15 protein-coding genes and 1 tRNA gene are annotated in these 14305 nt (G+C 73.6%); 8 read left to right on the plus strand and 8 right to left on the minus strand.

Features of this window, described 5'->3' with window-relative positions:
• Positions 1–90: 90 nt before the first annotated feature.
• A complete protein-coding gene (galK, locus tag M8316_RS10570; RefSeq protein WP_250054409.1) occupies positions 91–1263 on the minus strand; it encodes a galactokinase in 1173 nt (390 codons plus the stop codon).
• Between the two features lie 118 nt (positions 1264–1381).
• On the opposite strand from galK, the gene M8316_RS10575 reads away from it, so the two are divergent.
• Complete coding sequence (locus tag M8316_RS10575) at positions 1382–1792, plus strand: ankyrin repeat domain-containing protein (RefSeq protein WP_250054411.1); 411 nt, start codon at positions 1382–1384, stop codon at positions 1790–1792.
• 141 nt (positions 1793–1933) lie between these two features.
• Entirely contained in the window at positions 1934–3364 is a 1431-nt protein-coding gene (locus M8316_RS10580) for a GuaB1 family IMP dehydrogenase-related protein (RefSeq protein WP_250054413.1), read from the plus strand.
• Positions 3365–3394: 30 nt separating this feature from the next.
• Here M8316_RS10580 and M8316_RS10585 read toward each other — a convergent pair whose 3' ends face one another.
• The 3 genes from M8316_RS10585 to M8316_RS10595 all read right to left on the minus strand — a co-directional run bounded on the left by M8316_RS10585 (position 3395) and on the right by M8316_RS10595 (position 4972).
• Positions 3395–3997, minus strand: a complete 603-nt coding sequence (locus M8316_RS10585; protein ID WP_250054415.1) for a LysR family transcriptional regulator substrate-binding protein — start codon at positions 3995–3997, stop codon at positions 3395–3397.
• Positions 3998–4082: 85 nt separating this feature from the next.
• Positions 4083–4694: a hypothetical protein gene (locus tag M8316_RS10590; protein WP_250054416.1), complete on the minus strand. Its 612-nt coding sequence runs from the start codon at positions 4692–4694 to the stop codon at positions 4083–4085.
• A 193-nt stretch (positions 4695–4887) separates the two neighbouring features.
• Positions 4888–4972, minus strand: a tRNA-Leu gene (locus M8316_RS10595).
• 168 nt (positions 4973–5140) lie between these two features.
• Between M8316_RS10595 and M8316_RS10600 the strand changes: the two genes are divergently transcribed.
• The gene (locus M8316_RS10600) at positions 5141–6499 is read left to right on the plus strand and encodes a M20/M25/M40 family metallo-hydrolase (protein WP_250054418.1); all 1359 of its coding nucleotides are present in this window, start codon (positions 5141–5143) and stop codon (positions 6497–6499) included.
• A 54-nt stretch (positions 6500–6553) separates the two neighbouring features.
• Here M8316_RS10600 and M8316_RS10605 read toward each other — a convergent pair whose 3' ends face one another.
• A complete protein-coding gene (locus M8316_RS10605; RefSeq protein ID WP_250054420.1) occupies positions 6554–6772 on the minus strand; it encodes a DUF5703 family protein in 219 nt (72 codons plus the stop codon).
• A gap of 42 nt (positions 6773–6814) precedes the next feature.
• Entirely contained in the window at positions 6815–7762 is a 948-nt protein-coding gene (locus M8316_RS10610; RefSeq protein WP_250054422.1) for an aldo/keto reductase, read from the minus strand.
• 173 nt (positions 7763–7935) lie between these two features.
• On the opposite strand from M8316_RS10610, the gene M8316_RS10615 reads away from it, so the two are divergent.
• Positions 7936–8781, plus strand: a complete 846-nt coding sequence (locus tag M8316_RS10615; RefSeq protein ID WP_250054424.1) for an undecaprenyl-diphosphate phosphatase — start codon at positions 7936–7938, stop codon at positions 8779–8781.
• Between the two features lie 91 nt (positions 8782–8872).
• Here M8316_RS10615 and corA read toward each other — a convergent pair whose 3' ends face one another.
• Complete coding sequence (gene corA, locus M8316_RS10620) at positions 8873–9874, minus strand: magnesium/cobalt transporter CorA (RefSeq protein WP_250054426.1); 1002 nt, start codon at positions 9872–9874, stop codon at positions 8873–8875.
• 76 nt (positions 9875–9950) lie between these two features.
• Here corA and M8316_RS10625 point away from each other — a divergent pair, with 76 nt between their 5' ends.
• The 4 genes from M8316_RS10625 to mshC are packed head-to-tail and all read left to right on the plus strand — an operon-like array spanning position 9951 to position 13308.
• Positions 9951–10676, plus strand: a complete 726-nt coding sequence (locus M8316_RS10625) for an MSMEG_4193 family putative phosphomutase (RefSeq protein ID WP_250054428.1) — start codon at positions 9951–9953, stop codon at positions 10674–10676.
• Between the two features lie 9 nt (positions 10677–10685).
• Positions 10686–11264: a DUF3090 domain-containing protein gene (locus tag M8316_RS10630; protein ID WP_250054430.1), complete on the plus strand. Its 579-nt coding sequence runs from the start codon at positions 10686–10688 to the stop codon at positions 11262–11264.
• Positions 11265–11274: 10 nt separating this feature from the next.
• The gene (locus tag M8316_RS10635) at positions 11275–12063 is read left to right on the plus strand and encodes an SCO1664 family protein (protein ID WP_250054432.1); all 789 of its coding nucleotides are present in this window, start codon (positions 11275–11277) and stop codon (positions 12061–12063) included.
• 24 nt (positions 12064–12087) lie between these two features.
• Positions 12088–13308, plus strand: coding sequence for a cysteine--1-D-myo-inosityl 2-amino-2-deoxy-alpha-D-glucopyranoside ligase (gene mshC, locus M8316_RS10640; RefSeq protein ID WP_250054434.1), 1221 nt, complete (start codon positions 12088–12090; stop codon positions 13306–13308).
• Between the two features lie 138 nt (positions 13309–13446).
• Here mshC and M8316_RS10645 read toward each other — a convergent pair whose 3' ends face one another.
• Positions 13447–14295 (minus strand): PAC2 family protein, encoded by an 849-nt coding sequence (locus M8316_RS10645; RefSeq protein WP_250054436.1) that lies wholly within the window; start codon positions 14293–14295, stop codon positions 13447–13449.
• Between the last annotated feature and the right edge of the window lie 10 nt (positions 14296–14305).

Below are 14305 nucleotides of genomic sequence, written 5' to 3' on the forward strand. Positions count from 1 at the left end.
CGGCTTCCCGCCTCAGCTCCCCGCCTCAGCTCCCCGCCTCAGCTCCCCGCCTCAGCTCCCCGCCTCAGCTCCCCGCCTCAGCTCCCCGCCTCAGCCCAGCCTCCCGGCCCCGACCGAGGGGACGCCCAGCAGGTGGGCGGGCGCACGGAAGCCGGCGGTGACGAAGCGGGCGTCGATCGCCCGGACGACGGCGCTCACCCGCTCGGTCGGCACCAGCGAGACCGCCGAGCCGCCGAAGCCCCCGCCGGTCATCCGGGCGCCCACGGCGCCGGCCTCCACGGCGGTCTCCACCACCGTGTCGAGCTCCTCGCAGGAGATCTCGAAGTCGTCGCGCATGGAGACGTGGGAGGCCAGGAACAGTCGGCCGAGTGCGGCCCGGTCCTGCTCGGCGAGGGCCTCCACCGTGGCGGTGACCCGGGCGATCTCGGTGACGATGTGCCTGGCCCGACGGCGCAGCCGGTCGTCGGCCAGGCCCTCGACCTGCTCGAGGGTGGCCTCGCGCAGGCTGGGCAGCCCCAGCAGCCGGGCCGCCTCCTCGCAGTCGGCGCGGCGCGAGGCGTAGCCGCCGTCGTGCAGGGCGTGGGAGACCCGGGTGTCGGTGACCAGCACGGTGAGCCCGAGGTCGTCGAGGTCCAGCGGCACCGGGCGGTGCTCCCCGGAGCGGAAGTCGATCAGGAGGGCCGCGCCGCCTCGTCCGTGCATGGCGATCGTCTGGTCCATGCCCCCCGTGGGGGCGTCGACGACCTCGGTCTCGGCCGTCATCGCCGCCCGCACGAGACGGGCGCGCAGGTCGTCGTCGAGCTCCTGGTCCGCCAGGGCGACGGCGGCCACCGCCACGGCGCACTCCAGCGCCGCCGAGCTGGACAGCCCCGCACCGAGCGGCACGGTCGAGTCGACCAGCACGTCCATGCCCGGCACCGGCACGCCCTCGCGCTCGGCCAGGGCCCACAGGACCCCGGCGGCGTACCCGGCCCAGCCCGGCGCCGCGGACGCCTCGGCGAGCGTGCCCTCCCAGGTCTCGTCGCTCTGGCGGCTGCGCACGCGGACCCGGTCGTCCGTGCGTCGGCGCGCGGCCGCGTACGTGGCGTGGGCCAGGGCGAGGGGCAGCACGAGCCCGGCGTTGTAGTCGGTGTGCTCGCCGATGAGGTTGACCCGGCCGGGCGCGCGTCCGACGACCTGCGCGGGCGCACCGAACGCCTCCCTGAACGCGCCGCCGAGATGCTCGGCGGTGGTCTGCGGGTCGCCCGGCTCCAGGAACGTCATGGCCGTCACCCTAGGAGTCGTCGCTCGCGCGGCCGTTCACCCCTCCTGCCGCCTCCCTCCTGCCGCCACCCTCCTGCCGGGCGAACCGCGTGGTCCTCCACCGCGGCAGGCTGGAGCCATGGCAGCGCAGCAGACAGGCCCCACCGACGACGGGACGCGTGACGAGGCGGTGGACCCCGCCCTCGTCGAGCTCGCCCAGCAGATGCTCGACTGGGCCCGCGGGGGCGACACCGAGCGCGTGCTGGCCTACGTCGACGCCGGCGCGCCGGCGGACCTGACCGGCGCGGACGGCAACACGCTGCTCATGCTCGCCGCCTACCACGGTCACGCCGCCCTGGTGCGTGGCCTGGCCGAGCGTGGCGCCGACGTCGACCGCCTCAACGACCGCGGCCAGTCGCCGCTGGCCGGTGCCGTGTTCAAGGGCGAGGACGACGTCGTCAGCACCCTGCTGGCCCTGGGCGCCGACCTCGACCACGGCGCCCCCACCGCCCGCGCCACCGCCGAGATGTTCGGCCGCAGCCTCACCTGAGACCGGCGGTCGTCCTTCGGCTCACGTTTGGTCACCAACCCGGTGCTCCGGCCCGGATCCGACAGCGTTGGTGACCAAACCCGGGGCACCGGGACGTTCGGCTGCCCCAGGGTTGCCGGGGCTGGCGTACCGTCCGGGCACGTGCAGTTCCTCCACGAGACACCCCGCCACGACCTGACCTACGACGACGTCTTCATGGTCCCCGGGCCCAGCTCGGTCGCCAGCCGCTACGACGTCGACCTCGCCACCACGGACGGCACCGGCGCGACCGTGCCGCTGGTGGTGGCGAACATGACCGCCATCGCCGGCAAGCGGATGGCCGAGACCGTCGCCCGCCGCGGTGGGCTGGTGGTGATCCCGCAGGACATCCCCGTCCCGGTGGTCACCGAGGTGGTCCGCTTCGTGAAGTCGCGGCACCACGTCTACGACACCCCGATCGTGCTGCGTCCCGACCAGACGGTCGCCGAGGCCCTGGCCCTGATGCCGAAGCGGGCGCACCGGGCCGCCGTCGTCCTCGCCGACGGACGCCCGGTCGGCCTGGTGACCGTCGAGGACTGCGCCGAGGTCGACCGGTTCGCCCAGGTGCACCAGGTCATGCGGCCCATCGAGGTGCAGGTGGACGCCGGCACCGACGCCCGCACCGCCTTCGACCGGATCGACGCGGCCCGCGCGCCCCTCGCGGTCGCCGTCGACCAGGACGGCGGCCTGGCCGGCGTCCTGACCCGGGCCGGCGCCCTGCGCGCGACCCTCTACCGCCCCGCCCTGGACGCCACGGGCGGGCTGCGCGTCGCCGCCGCCGTCGGGGTGAACGGGGACGTGGCCGGCAAGGCCGCCGAGCTCCTCGCCGCGGGCGTCGACTGCCTGGTCGTGGACACCGCCCACGGTCACCAGGACCGGATGCTCGAGGCGCTGGCGGCGGTGCGGGCCCTCGCGCCCACCGTGCCCGTGGTCGCGGGCAACGTGGTCTCGGCGGCGGGCACCCGGGCGCTGGTCGAGGCCGGCGCCGACATCGTCAAGGTGGGCGTGGGGCCCGGCGCCATGTGCACCACACGGATGATGACCGGGATGGGTCGGCCGCAGTTCTCCGCCGTGCTGGAGTGCGCCGCGGCCGCCCGTGACCTCGGCGCGCACGTGTGGGCCGACGGCGGCGTGCGGCACCCGCGCGACGTGGCGCTGGCGCTCGCGGCCGGCGCCTCCAGCGTGATGATCGGTTCCTGGTTCGCCGGCACCCACGAGTCGCCGGGCGACCTCGTCGAGGACGGCGGCCGTCAGTACAAGGTGTCCTTCGGGATGGCCTCGGCCCGCGCCGTGGCGAACCGGACGACGGGGGAGTCGGCCTACGACCGGGCCCGCAAGGGCCTCTACGAGGAGGGCATCTCGGCCTCGCGGATGTACCTGGACCCCGCACGTCCGGGCGTGGAGGACCTCATCGACCAGATCTGCTCGGGCGTCCGCTCCGCCTGCACCTACGCGGGTGCCGCGAGCATCGCCGAGCTGCACGAGAACGTGACCGTGGGCGTGCAGTCCGCCGCGGGCTACGCCGAGGGACGCCCGCTGGCCACCAGCTGGTGACCTGCTGCCGGCCCGCTGCCGGGTCGGCTCCTAGCGGGAGGACCGGGCCGTGCGCCCGCGCACCACGCCGATGAAGGCCTGGATGCGCGGGTCCTCGTCCCGGTCCTTGAGCCAGGCGAGGCCGACCTTGGTGCCGGGCAGGTCGGTGACGACGCGGTGCGTGGCGTCGCGGCGGTGGTACAGGCGCGCCACCGACATCGGGACGACGGCCACGCCGGTACCCGCGGCGACGGTCTCGACCGCGTCCTTCTCGCTCATGGGCGGCCAGGGCAGCTGCTCGACAGCGGGCACCCAGCCGGACCGCTCGGGCAGCACCAGCTGCTCCTCGGCCAGGTCCTCGGTGGAGACCTCCTCCAGGAGGCTGAGCAGGTGCTCGTGGCCCATGACGGCCACGGGGAGCTCCTCGTAGAGCGGGATGCAGTGCAGCCCGAGGCCGTCGCGGTCGACCGGCAGGCGGACCAGCGCCATGTCGAGGGTGCGGTCCACCAGGCCGTCGGTCTGCGCGTCCTCGGTGAGCGGCACGAGCTCCATGCCGGAGGAGATGCGGCCGCGGTAGACGCGGGCCCACTTGTCCGGGGTCGCCCCGGTCACGAACCCGACACGCAGCGGCCAGTCCTCGAGGTGCCCGTCCATGCGCCCAGCCTAGGTGCCACGCCGTCGTCCACCCGCCTCGACGGGCTCTCCGACGATCGTGGCGACCCAGGCGTCGGCCCGCGGGTCAGGCGATCTCCAGCACCTCGTCGCCCGAGGCGCACAGCAGGCACGCGTCGACGGCGTCGGCGTCCTCGAGACCGAGATCGGTGCGCCACTGGTGCAGGAAGCGGCCGGCGCCGGTGCCGTCGTCGTAGACGCGCTCCTCGCCGTACCAGTGCAGCCGGGAGGTGGCCATGACCCACTCGTAGACGAGCACGGTCTCGCGGGTGCCGGTGATGGGCGGGTGCGCGGCGGCGACGAGGCGGGCGACGGCGGTGGCCTCGGCGTCCGGCACGACGTCGACGGCCTTGTGGCCGCGCAGGCCGGCGGGGCACAGGTCGCAGCGCTCGTCGCGTCCCTGGAGCGCGCGATGGGAGTGCAGGAACGCGGCGGCCTGGGAGAGCGAGGGGTAGACGTGCAGCCCGGGCTCGGTGGTCTCCGAGGACGTCAGCAGGAACAGGTAGAGGGCCAGGGTGTCCTCGACGTCGTGCCAGCCCACCTCGTGGCTGCCCATGACGAGGTCGAGGGTGGCGAACAGCTCCTCGTCGAGGTGCGGCAGCGGCGCGATCGCGGCGACCGCGCCCCGTCGGCGGCTCGTGCGGCAGGCGGCGGCCCAGAGTCCGTCCATGGAGTCCATGTGTGCGTCCCATCCGTAGGTCTCGCGACCCCTCGGGCGTCCGTGCCGTCACAGGGGTACCTCTGAGCCTTCGGCGCAGAGTCGGACGTCCTGAGCCCCTGACCGGCATCCGTAGGACAAGATCCGGACAACTCGGTGAACAGGCGTGAAAACGCCGGAAGGGCGGCCCGTGGGCCGCCCTTCCGTCTTCCTGTGTCCGAGGGGGGACTTGAACCCCCACCCCCTATACGGGGACTAGCACCTCAAGCTAGCGCGTCTGCCTATTCCGCCACCCGGACGAGGTGGTGGAACCGTAGCAAGACACCGCCGCGACTCACCAATCGGGACGCCACACCCCTGTCTTTCCGCAGGTCAGAACCACATCTGCGGCCGGCGTGCGGCTCGCACGGGCGAACACCCCGCCGGGGCGAGGGCCCGCCCACGACCACGATGGCATGCTGAGGCCCATGGCTCCCCACGACGCAGCGACCGCCCCGACCGAGCCCACCGCCCCCGGATACGACCCCGCGGCCGAGGTCGTCGACCTGTGCCGCGACCTGATCCGGTTCGACACCTCCAACTACGGCGAGGCCGAGGGCCCCGGCGAGCGCAAGGCCGCGGAGCACGTGGCCACGCTGCTCGACGAGGTCGGCATCTCCTCGGAGGTCATCGAGGGCTTCGACGGCCGCACGAACGTGGTCGCGCGCTGGGGCGGCAACGGCTCCGCGGAGTCCCGGGCCAAGGGCGCCCTGCTCGTCCACGGCCACCTCGACGTCGTCCCTGCTGCCGCCGAGGACTGGCAGGTGCACCCCTTCTCCGGCGAGGTGCAGGACGGCTACGTGTGGGGCCGTGGCGCCGTCGACATGAAGGACTTCGACGCGATGCTGCTCTCGAGCGTGCGGGCGCGCGCCCGCGCGGGCGTGGTGCCCGACCGCGAGATGGTCCTCTGCTTCACCGCGGACGAGGAGGCGGGCGGCCACCGCGGCGCGGAGGTGCTGATCGAGCAGCACCGCCACCTGTTCGAGGGCTGCACGGAGGCGGTCGGCGAGGTCGGCGGCTTCTCCACCACGGTGCGCGGCCGCCGCGTGTACCTGATCGAGGCCGCCGAGAAGGGGATGGCCTGGATGCGGCTGACCGCCCGTGGCCGCGCCGGGCACGGCTCGATGATCAACGACGACAACGCCGTGACCCGCCTGGCGGCGGCGGTGGCCCGCGTGGGCGCCTACGAGTGGCCGGTGCGCCTGACGCCCACGATGGAGGTCTGCCTGGCTGCGGTCGGCGAGCTGGCGGGCGTCGAGGCCACCCCCGAGAACGCGCCGGGGCTGATCGAGGAGTTCGGGCCGGCGGCCCGCATGCTCGGCGCCGTGATCCGCAACGTCGCCAACCCCACCCAGCTGGAGGCCGGGTACAAGGTCAACGTCATCCCCACCGAGGCCACCGCCCACATGGACGGCCGGTTCCTGCCGGGCTTCGAGGACGAGTTCTTCGCCACCATGGCCGACCTGCTCGGCGAGGGCGTGGAGATGGACTTCGTCTCCCACCAGCAGCCCTGGGAGAGCCCGTACGAGGGCGACACGGTGCGCGCCATGCACCGCTCGCTGATGGCCGAGGACCCCGATGCCCTCGTCGCGCCGTACCTGATGAGCGCGGGCACCGACGCCAAGCACTTCCGCAAGCTGGGGCTGCAGTCCTACGGGTTCGCGCCGCTGCGGCTGCCGGCGGACCTCGACTTCACCGCGCTCTTCCACGGCGTGGACGAGCGGGTGCCGGTGGACGCGCTCGAGTTCGGCGCGCGCGTGCTCGACCGGTTCCTCGGCGACGCCTGACGCGTGACGCCTGACGTCTGACCCCTGATACGGGCGTGGCCGGCCGGTGGCCGGTCAGGCCGTGCGGACGGCCCGGATGATCTTGCGGCGCAGGGTCACCCGGCGCACGCCGTCGGCGGTGATCCGCACGCGGTCGAGCTCCCACCCGCCGTGCTCGGCGCGCTCGACCAGCAGCTTGCGCACGACGTTGCGACCCAGCTCACGACTGAAGTTCACGCGCTCGAACTCCCACTCGACACCGGGTCGAGGGGCACGTCGGTCTGTTCGTGGCATCGGGACCTCCCCGGGGACGGACGAGCGACGGCGGAGCGGAGGTCAGTCCGCGCTGACGTCGTCGAGGGCTGCGGTGATCTCTGCCGGCAGGACGACGTCCTCGACTCTGAGGGCCTCGCGCAGCTGCGCGGTCGTGCGAGCCCCCACGATAGGGGCCGTGACAAGGGGACGGTCGCGCAGCCAGGCCAGCGCCACCTGGGTGGGGGAGAGGTCGAGCCCCTCGGCGGCGCGCACGACGGCACCGACCACGGAGCCGGCCCGCTCGTCGAGGTACGCCTCCACGAACCGCCGCCAGTGCTCCGAGGCGGCCCGGGAGTCCGAGGGCAGCCCGGTGCGGTACTTGCCGGTCAGCACGCCGCGTCCCAGGGGGGACCAGGCGAACAGCCCCACCTCGAGGGCCTCCAGCGCTGCGGCCGTGTCCAGCTCCACCGAGCGGTTGAGCAGGGAGTACTCGACCTGGTTCGACACGATCGGCGTGCGCCCGGGCACCGCCCTCTGCCAGGTGGCGGCCTGCGCGACCTGCCAGCCGGCGTGGTTGGAGAGCCCGACGTAGCGGGCGCGGCCGGTCGCCACGGCGTGGTCGAGCGCCGCGAGGGTCTCCTCGACCGGGGTGTACGGATCCGGGGCGTGGACCTGCCAGAGGTCGACGTGGTCGGTGCCGAGACGACGCAGGGACGCGTCGAGGCCGCTGAGCAGCCGCCCGCGCGAGGCGTCCACGTGCCGTCGTCCGCGCCTGGTCTCGAGGCCGGACTTGGTGGCCAGCACCAGGTCGTCGCGGGCCACGACCGGCCCGATCAGCTCGCCGAGCAGCTCCTCGGCACGGCCGTCGGTGTACACCCCGGCGGTGTCGACGAGGGTGCCGCCGGCGCCCACGAAGGCGGTCAGGAGGTCGCGCGCCTCGTGCTCGTCGGTCTCGCGACCCCACGTCATCGTGCCGAGACCGAGGCGGGAGACCCGCAGGCCCGAGGCACCCACGCTGCGCTGCTGCATGGCGGAAAACCTAGCGGGACGAGGGCCCGTGACCGTGCATCCCCGGCCGCTCGAGCCGTGCCCGGGCGAGATCCGCCACGCGCAGTGGCGTTGCTCACGCCCTCCGCGGGAGCAGGCAGCGGCGGCGGGTCCGGTCAGGTGCGGTGCAGGTCCTGGCCCTATTGTCAGGGCCCGTGGTCGATCTCCTCCAGGCAGTCGTGCTCGGCATCATCCAGGGACTCACCGAGTTCCTGCCGATCTCCTCCAGCGCACACCTGCGCATCTACCCCGAGCTGTTCGGCTGGGGCGACCCCGGTGCCGCGTTCACCGCGGTCATCCAGATCGGCACCGAGCTGGCGGTGCTCGTCTACTTCCGCAACGACATCGCGCGGATCATCAAGGCGTGGGTCCTGGCCCTGTTCAAGCCCGAGTGGCGCGGGCACGCCGACGCCCGCCTGGGCTGGTACATCATCGTGGGCTCGCTGCCGATCGTGGTGCTCGGTATCGCGCTCAAGGACGTGATCGAGAACGACCTGCGCTCGCTGTGGATCGTGGGCACCACCCTGATCGTCCTCGGCCTCGTCCTGGGCCTGGCCGATCGGATCGGCGCCAACCGCCGCGCCATCGGCGAGCTGACCATGCGGGACGCGATCCTCATGGGCTTCGCGCAGGCCGCCGCCCTGGTGCCGGGCGTCTCCCGCTCCGGCGCCACGCTGTCGATGGGCCGCTTCCTCGGCTACGAGCGGGCCGCCGCGACCCGCTTCGCCTTCCTGCTGGCCATCCCCGCCGTCATCGGTGCCGGCCTGTTCGAGCTGAAGGACGTCATCGGCTGCGAGCCCGGCACCGAGGCCTGCGCCAACAGCTACACCGGGCTCGACACCTTCGTCGCCACGGTGGTCTCGTTCGTCGTCGGCTACGCCGTCATCGCCTGGCTGCTGCGGTGGGTCACCACCCGCACCTACACCCCGTTCGTCGTCTACCGGGTCGTGCTCGGTGCCGCCGTCCTCGTCCTCGTCGGGACCGGGGTCCTCGCGGCCTGAACCGACGCCACTGCTCGGGTTTGGTCACCAACCCGGGGTTTACGGGCGTTCAGCACCACGTTGGTGACCAAACGTGGGGTCCGGGTCGGCCTCAGAGCCACCCGGACCGCTTGAAGAACACCCAGAGCCCGACGACGGCGGAGACCATCAGCAACAGCGCGAACGGGTAGCCGAACGTCCAGGACAGCTCCGGCATGTGGGTGAAGTTCATGCCGTAGACGCCCGCGATCAGGGTCGGGACGACCACGAGCGCGGCCCCGGCCGAGATCTTGCGCATGTCGTCGTTCTGCTGGATGCCCAGCCGCGCGACCGAGGCGTCGAAGGCGGTCGAGAGCAGGCTGTCGAGCGAGTCCACGGCCTCGGCGGCCTGGTTGAGGTGGTCGAGCACGTCGCGGAAGAAGGGGCCGGCCTCCTCGGCGATGCCGCTGACGGCGCCCGAGGAGAAGCGCCGCATCGGCTCGCGCAGCGGCATCACCGCGCGGCGGGCCTCGGCGATCTCGCGCTTGAGCGTGTAGATCCGCATCGAGTCGTCGGTGCGGGCGGGGGAGAAGACCGAGACCTCCACCTCGTCCACGTCGACCTGGAGGTCCTCGACGACCTTCAGGTAGCCGTCGACGACGTGGTCGGTGACGGCGTAGACGACGGACGACGGCCCGTGGCTGAGCACCTGCTGCTGCCGCTCCAGCGTCTGCCGTGCCGTGGCCAGCTCCGAGCCGCCGCCGTGCCGCACCGTGATCACGAAGTCCTCCCCGACGAACAGGGCGACCTCGCCGGTCTCGACCGCGTCCTCGGCGTCGACGTACCAGAGCGTCTTGAGGACGAGGAACAGGCTGTCGTCGTAGCGCTCCAGCTTGGGCCGCTGGTGGGCGGTGAGCGCGTCCTCGACGGCCAAGGGGTGCAGCCCGAAGGCGTCGGCCACCTCGGCGAGCTCGCGCTGCCCCGGGTCGTGCAGGCCGACCCACACGAAGCCGCGCTCGCCGTCGGCGTGCTCGTCGGGGCGGGCGACAGCGGCGCGCAGCCGCGCGAAGTCCTGCGGCGCGCAGCCCACGTCGACGCGACGTCCCTGCAGGTAGGCGGCGGAGTCCACGATCACGCTCGGCACGCTAGTCCTCGCGGGCGGCCGACCGCGGCCCCCACGCGGGTGGGCACCGCTGGGTAGGGTCGCGGCCATGGCGACGGTCATCCTCCTGCGGCACGGACGCACCACTGCGAACGCCTCGGGCGTCCTGGCCGGCCGCACCGCCGGCGTCCGCCTCGACCAGACGGGACGCGACCAGGCCCGGCGCGCCGGGGAGCGGCTCGCCGCGGTGCCCCTGGCCGCCGCGGTGGTCAGCCCGCTGGAGCGGTGCCGACAGACCGCCCGCCTGGTGCTCGACGCCCAGCAGGGCGAGGTCCCCAGCGCGATCGAGAGGGGCATCAGCGAGTGCGACTACGGCGAGTGGCAGGGCCGCGCGCTGAAGGACCTCGCCGCCGAGCCGCTGTGGAAGGTCGTGCAGGCCCAGCCCTCGGCCGTGCACTTCCCTGGCGGGGAGTCCATGCCCACCATGCAGGCGCGCGCGGTGGCTGCCGTGCGACGCCACGACGCCGCCGTCCAGGCCGCCCACGGCCCCCACGCCGTCTGGCTGGCCGTGAGCCACGGCGACATCATCAAGGCGCTGCTCGCCGACGCCCTCGGCATGCACCTGGACCTGTTCCAGCGGCTGCACGTCGACCCGGCGTCCATCTCGATCGTCCGCTTCGGCGACTCCCGGCCCACCGTGCTCGCCCAGAACACCCACGCCGGCGACCTGTCGTGGCTCAAGCCCCCGGCCTCGACCGAGGCACCCGCCTCCGACGACGCGGCGGTCGGCGGGGGAGCGGGTCCGGGGGAACCCCCGGCCGGGGTCTCCGCCTAGGCTGACGACATGCCTCTCGTCCACTCCTTCGACCCGCCGGAGCGCTTCGTCGCCGGCACCGTCGGCGAACCCGGCCAGCGCACCTTCTTCCTGCAGGCGCGGGAGGGTGCGCGGCTCGTCAGCGTGGCCCTGGAGAAGCAGCAGGTCGCCGCGCTCGCCGAGCGGGTCGACGAACTCCTGGACGAGGTCATGTCCACGGACGGCGGCGCCGCCGTCGTCCCCGCGATGGCACCGCTCGGCTCGGCCGACAACTCCCCGCTCGACCAGCCGATCGAGGAGGAGTTCCGCGCCGGCACCATGACGCTGTCGTGGGACCCCGACGACGCCCGCGTGGTGATCGAGGTCTTCCCGTTCACCGAGGCCGCCGTCGTCAGCCCGGACCAGCTCGACGAGGAGCTGACCGAGCCGGAGCCCGAGGAGCTGCTGCTCGTCCGCCTGACCCCCGGGGCCGCCCGCGCGTTCGTGCAGCGCGCCGAGCGGGTCGTGGGCGCCGGGCGGCCGGCCTGCCCGTTCTGCGGGCTGCCCGTCGACCCGGAGGGCCACCTGTGCGTGCGCGCCAACGGGTTCAAGCGCCGCGACCCGGTGTGACGCGCCACCGGTGACCGACGTCGACGTGGAGGAGGAGCTGCGCGAGGGCGACCTCGCGCTGGACGGTCGCGTCCTCTCCGCCTCCAACGCCACCTTCGTCGGCGAGGTCGCCGGCACCCGCGTCGTCTACAAGCCGGTGGCGGGGGAGAAGCCGCTGTGGGACTTCCCCGGCGCCGTCCTCGCCCGCCGCGAGGTGGCCGCCTACGAGGTGGCCCGCACCTTCGCCGGCGACGACTTCGCCGTGCCCGTGCCCCGCACCTGGCTCCGCGACGGCCCGCACGGCGAGGGCATGGTGCAGGAGTGGCAGGAGCCGGACGAGGCCCAGGACGCGGTCGCGATCGTGCCGTCCCGCGCGGTGCCGGAGGGCTACCTGCACGTCTTCGACGGGTACGACGCCCGCGACCGCGAGGTCTCGCTCGTGCACGAGGACAGCCCGCAGCTGCGCCGGCTGGCCGTGCTCGACGTGATCATCAACAACGCCGACCGCAAGGGCGGGCACGTGCTGGAGATGCCCGACGGGCACCGCTACGGCATCGACCACGGGATCGCCTTCCACAGCGAGCACAAGCTGCGCACGGTGCTGTGGGGGTGGCTCGGCGAGCCGCTGGACGAGGAGTCCTGCGAGGCGGTGACCCGCGTGCGGGTCGGGCTCGCCGGCGGACTCGGCGCCACGCTGGCGTCCCTGCTGGACCCGCTGGAGGTCGACTGCGTCGCCCGGCGGTGCGACCGGCTGCTCGCCTCCGGTGTGATGCCGGCCCCGCGCGGGGACGGACCTGCCATCCCCTGGCCGCCCTTCTGAGGGCCGGGGACTAGTGTCGGGCCCATGCGCGCCTGGTCTGCCCCGGACGTCCCCACCACCCCCGTCGCCCCCGCGGTCTCGCTGCACGACACCGCCACCGCGGGTCGCGTCGAGCTCGTCCCCGACGGCCCGGCCCGGCTCTACGTCTGCGGCATCACGCCCTACGACGCCACCCACATGGGGCACGCGTCCACGTACGTCGCCTTCGACCTGCTCAACCGCGCCTGGCGCAGCGCCGGTCACCCGGTGACCTACGTCCAGAACGTCACCGACGTCGACGACCCGCTGCTGGAGCGCGCCGACCGCGACGGCATCGAGTGGACCGCCCTCGCCGAGCGCGAGACCGAGCTGTTCCGCGGCGACATGGAGGCACTGCGGGTGCTCCCGCCGGACACCTACATGGGCGCGGTCGAGTCGATCCCGCTGGTCATCGCGCTCATCGAGCGCCTCCAGGAGCTGGGCGCCGTCTACCAGGTCGAGACCGACCTGTACTTCTCGGTGAGCGCCGACGGCGCCTTCGGCGAGGAGTCCGGGTTCTCGCGCGAGACCATGCTGGAGATCTTCCCCCAGCGTGGCGGCGACCCCGACCGCGCCGGCAAGAAGGACCCCCTCGACGCCCTGCTGTGGCGCGGCGAGCGGCCCGGCGAGCCCGCGTGGCCCTCGCCCTTCGGCCCCGGCCGGCCCGGCTGGCACATCGAGTGCGCCGCCATCGCGCTGGAGCACCTCGGCGCCACCTTCGACGTCCAGGGCGGTGGCTCCGACCTGGTCTTCCCGCACCACGAGATGTGCGCCTCGCACGTCCAGGTCGCCGCCGCCGCGCCGTTCGCCAAGGCCTACGGGCACGCCGGCATGGTCGCCTACGACGGCGAGAAGATGTCGAAGTCCAAGGGCAACCTGGTCTTTGTCTCCCGTCTCCGGGCCGCCGACGTCGACCCGATGGCCGTGCGGCTCACCCTGCTGCGTCACCACTACCGCAGCGACTGGGAGTGGACCGACGCCGAGCTGGCGTGCAGCCTCGAGCAGGTCGACACCTGGCGCCGCGCCCTGGCCCTGGGCGCCGGCGCCCCGGCCGCTCCGGTCGTCACCGGGGTCCTCGACGCGCTCGCCGACGACCTCGACGCCCCCCGCGCGGTCGCGCTCGTCGACGCCTGGGCCGAGGCCACCCTCGCCGGTGACGCCACGGACGGCGACGCCGCCGCCGTCCTCGCCCCCGTGCTGGACGCCGCGCTCGGCGTGCTGGTCTGAGGCTGCCGGGCCGGGCCTGACGGCCGGTGGGTCCACCCCACGTTTGGTCACCAACGTGGGGTCAGGAGGCCTCCCGGACCGGGTTGGTGACCAAACCCGAGGTCGGAGCCGGTGCCACCGGCCCCGACCGGGCGTGGGTCAGTCGTCGTCCTGACGCCGCTTGAGGTACCGCTCGAACTCTCGAGCGATGGCCTCGCCGGAGGCCTCGGGCAGGTCGGCGGTGTCGCGGGTCTCCTCGAGGGAGCGGACGTAGTCGGCGATGTCGTCGTCCTCCTCCGCCAGCTCGTCGACGCCGCGCTCCCAGGCGCGGGCGTCCTCGGGCAGCTCGCCCAGGGGGATCGAGATCTCCAGCAGGTCCTCGAGCTGTCCGATGAGCGCCAGCGCGGCCTTGGGGCACGGCGGCTGGGCGACGTAGTGGGGCACGGCCGCCCAGTAGGAGACGGCCGGCATGTCGATCCGCACGCAGGCGTCCTGGAAGACCCCGACGATCCCGGTCGGACCCTCGTAGGTGGACTGCTCGAGCTTGAGCCGGTCCACCAGCTCGGGCTCGGTGGCCGTGCCGGTGACGGGGATGGGCCGGGTGTGCGGGGTGTCGGCCAGCAGGGCCGCCAGCGTGACGACCAGGCCGCCACCGAGCTCGTCGATCGCGGCGAGGATCTCGGTGCAGAACTGCTTCCACCGCATGTTCGGCTCGATGCCGCGCACGAGGATGACGTCACGGTTCATGCCCGGCGGGGAGCAGACGGCGATCTTCGTGGTGGGCCACGTGATGCGTCGCATCCCGTGCTCGTCGTTGCCCACCACGGGCCGGTTGACCTGGAAGTCGTAGAAGTCCTCCGGGTCCAGCTGCGCGACGACGCGCGCGTCCCAGACGTCCAGCAGGTGGTCCACGACGGACGAGGAGGCGTCCGCGGCGTCGTTCCAGCCCTCGAAGGCGGCGATGACGATGGGGTCCACCAGGTCGGGGGCTTCGTCGAACTCGATCACCCACCCACCC

Origin of the sequence: Nocardioides bruguierae (assembly GCF_023554635.1) — a bacterium.
Taxonomy (GTDB): Bacteria; Actinomycetota; Actinomycetes; order Propionibacteriales; family Nocardioidaceae; genus Nocardioides; species Nocardioides bruguierae.

Excerpts from the sequence above, each read along its gene's own strand:
- M8316_RS10585 (WP_250054415.1), bottom strand. The coding sequence starts at position 3,997 with ATGGACGGGCACCTCGAGGACTGGCCGCTGCGTGTCGGGTTCGTGACC.
- M8316_RS10630 (WP_250054430.1), top strand. The coding sequence starts at position 10,686 with ATGCCTCTCGTCCACTCCTTCGACCCGCCGGAGCGCTTCGTCGCCGGC.
- mshC (WP_250054434.1), top strand. The coding sequence starts at position 12,088 with ATGCGCGCCTGGTCTGCCCCGGACGTCCCCACCACCCCCGTCGCCCCC.
- M8316_RS10625 (WP_250054428.1), top strand. The coding sequence starts at position 9,951 with ATGGCGACGGTCATCCTCCTGCGGCACGGACGCACCACTGCGAACGCC.
- M8316_RS10575 (WP_250054411.1), top strand. The coding sequence starts at position 1,382 with ATGGCAGCGCAGCAGACAGGCCCCACCGACGACGGGACGCGTGACGAG.
- M8316_RS10590 (WP_250054416.1), bottom strand. The coding sequence starts at position 4,694 with ATGGACTCCATGGACGGACTCTGGGCCGCCGCCTGCCGCACGAGCCGC.
- M8316_RS10600 (WP_250054418.1), top strand. The coding sequence starts at position 5,141 with ATGGCTCCCCACGACGCAGCGACCGCCCCGACCGAGCCCACCGCCCCC.
- M8316_RS10610 (WP_250054422.1), bottom strand. The coding sequence starts at position 7,762 with ATGCAGCAGCGCAGCGTGGGTGCCTCGGGCCTGCGGGTCTCCCGCCTC.
- galK (WP_250054409.1), bottom strand. The coding sequence starts at position 1,263 with ATGACGTTCCTGGAGCCGGGCGACCCGCAGACCACCGCCGAGCATCTC.
- M8316_RS10605 (WP_250054420.1), bottom strand. The coding sequence starts at position 6,772 with ATGCCACGAACAGACCGACGTGCCCCTCGACCCGGTGTCGAGTGGGAG.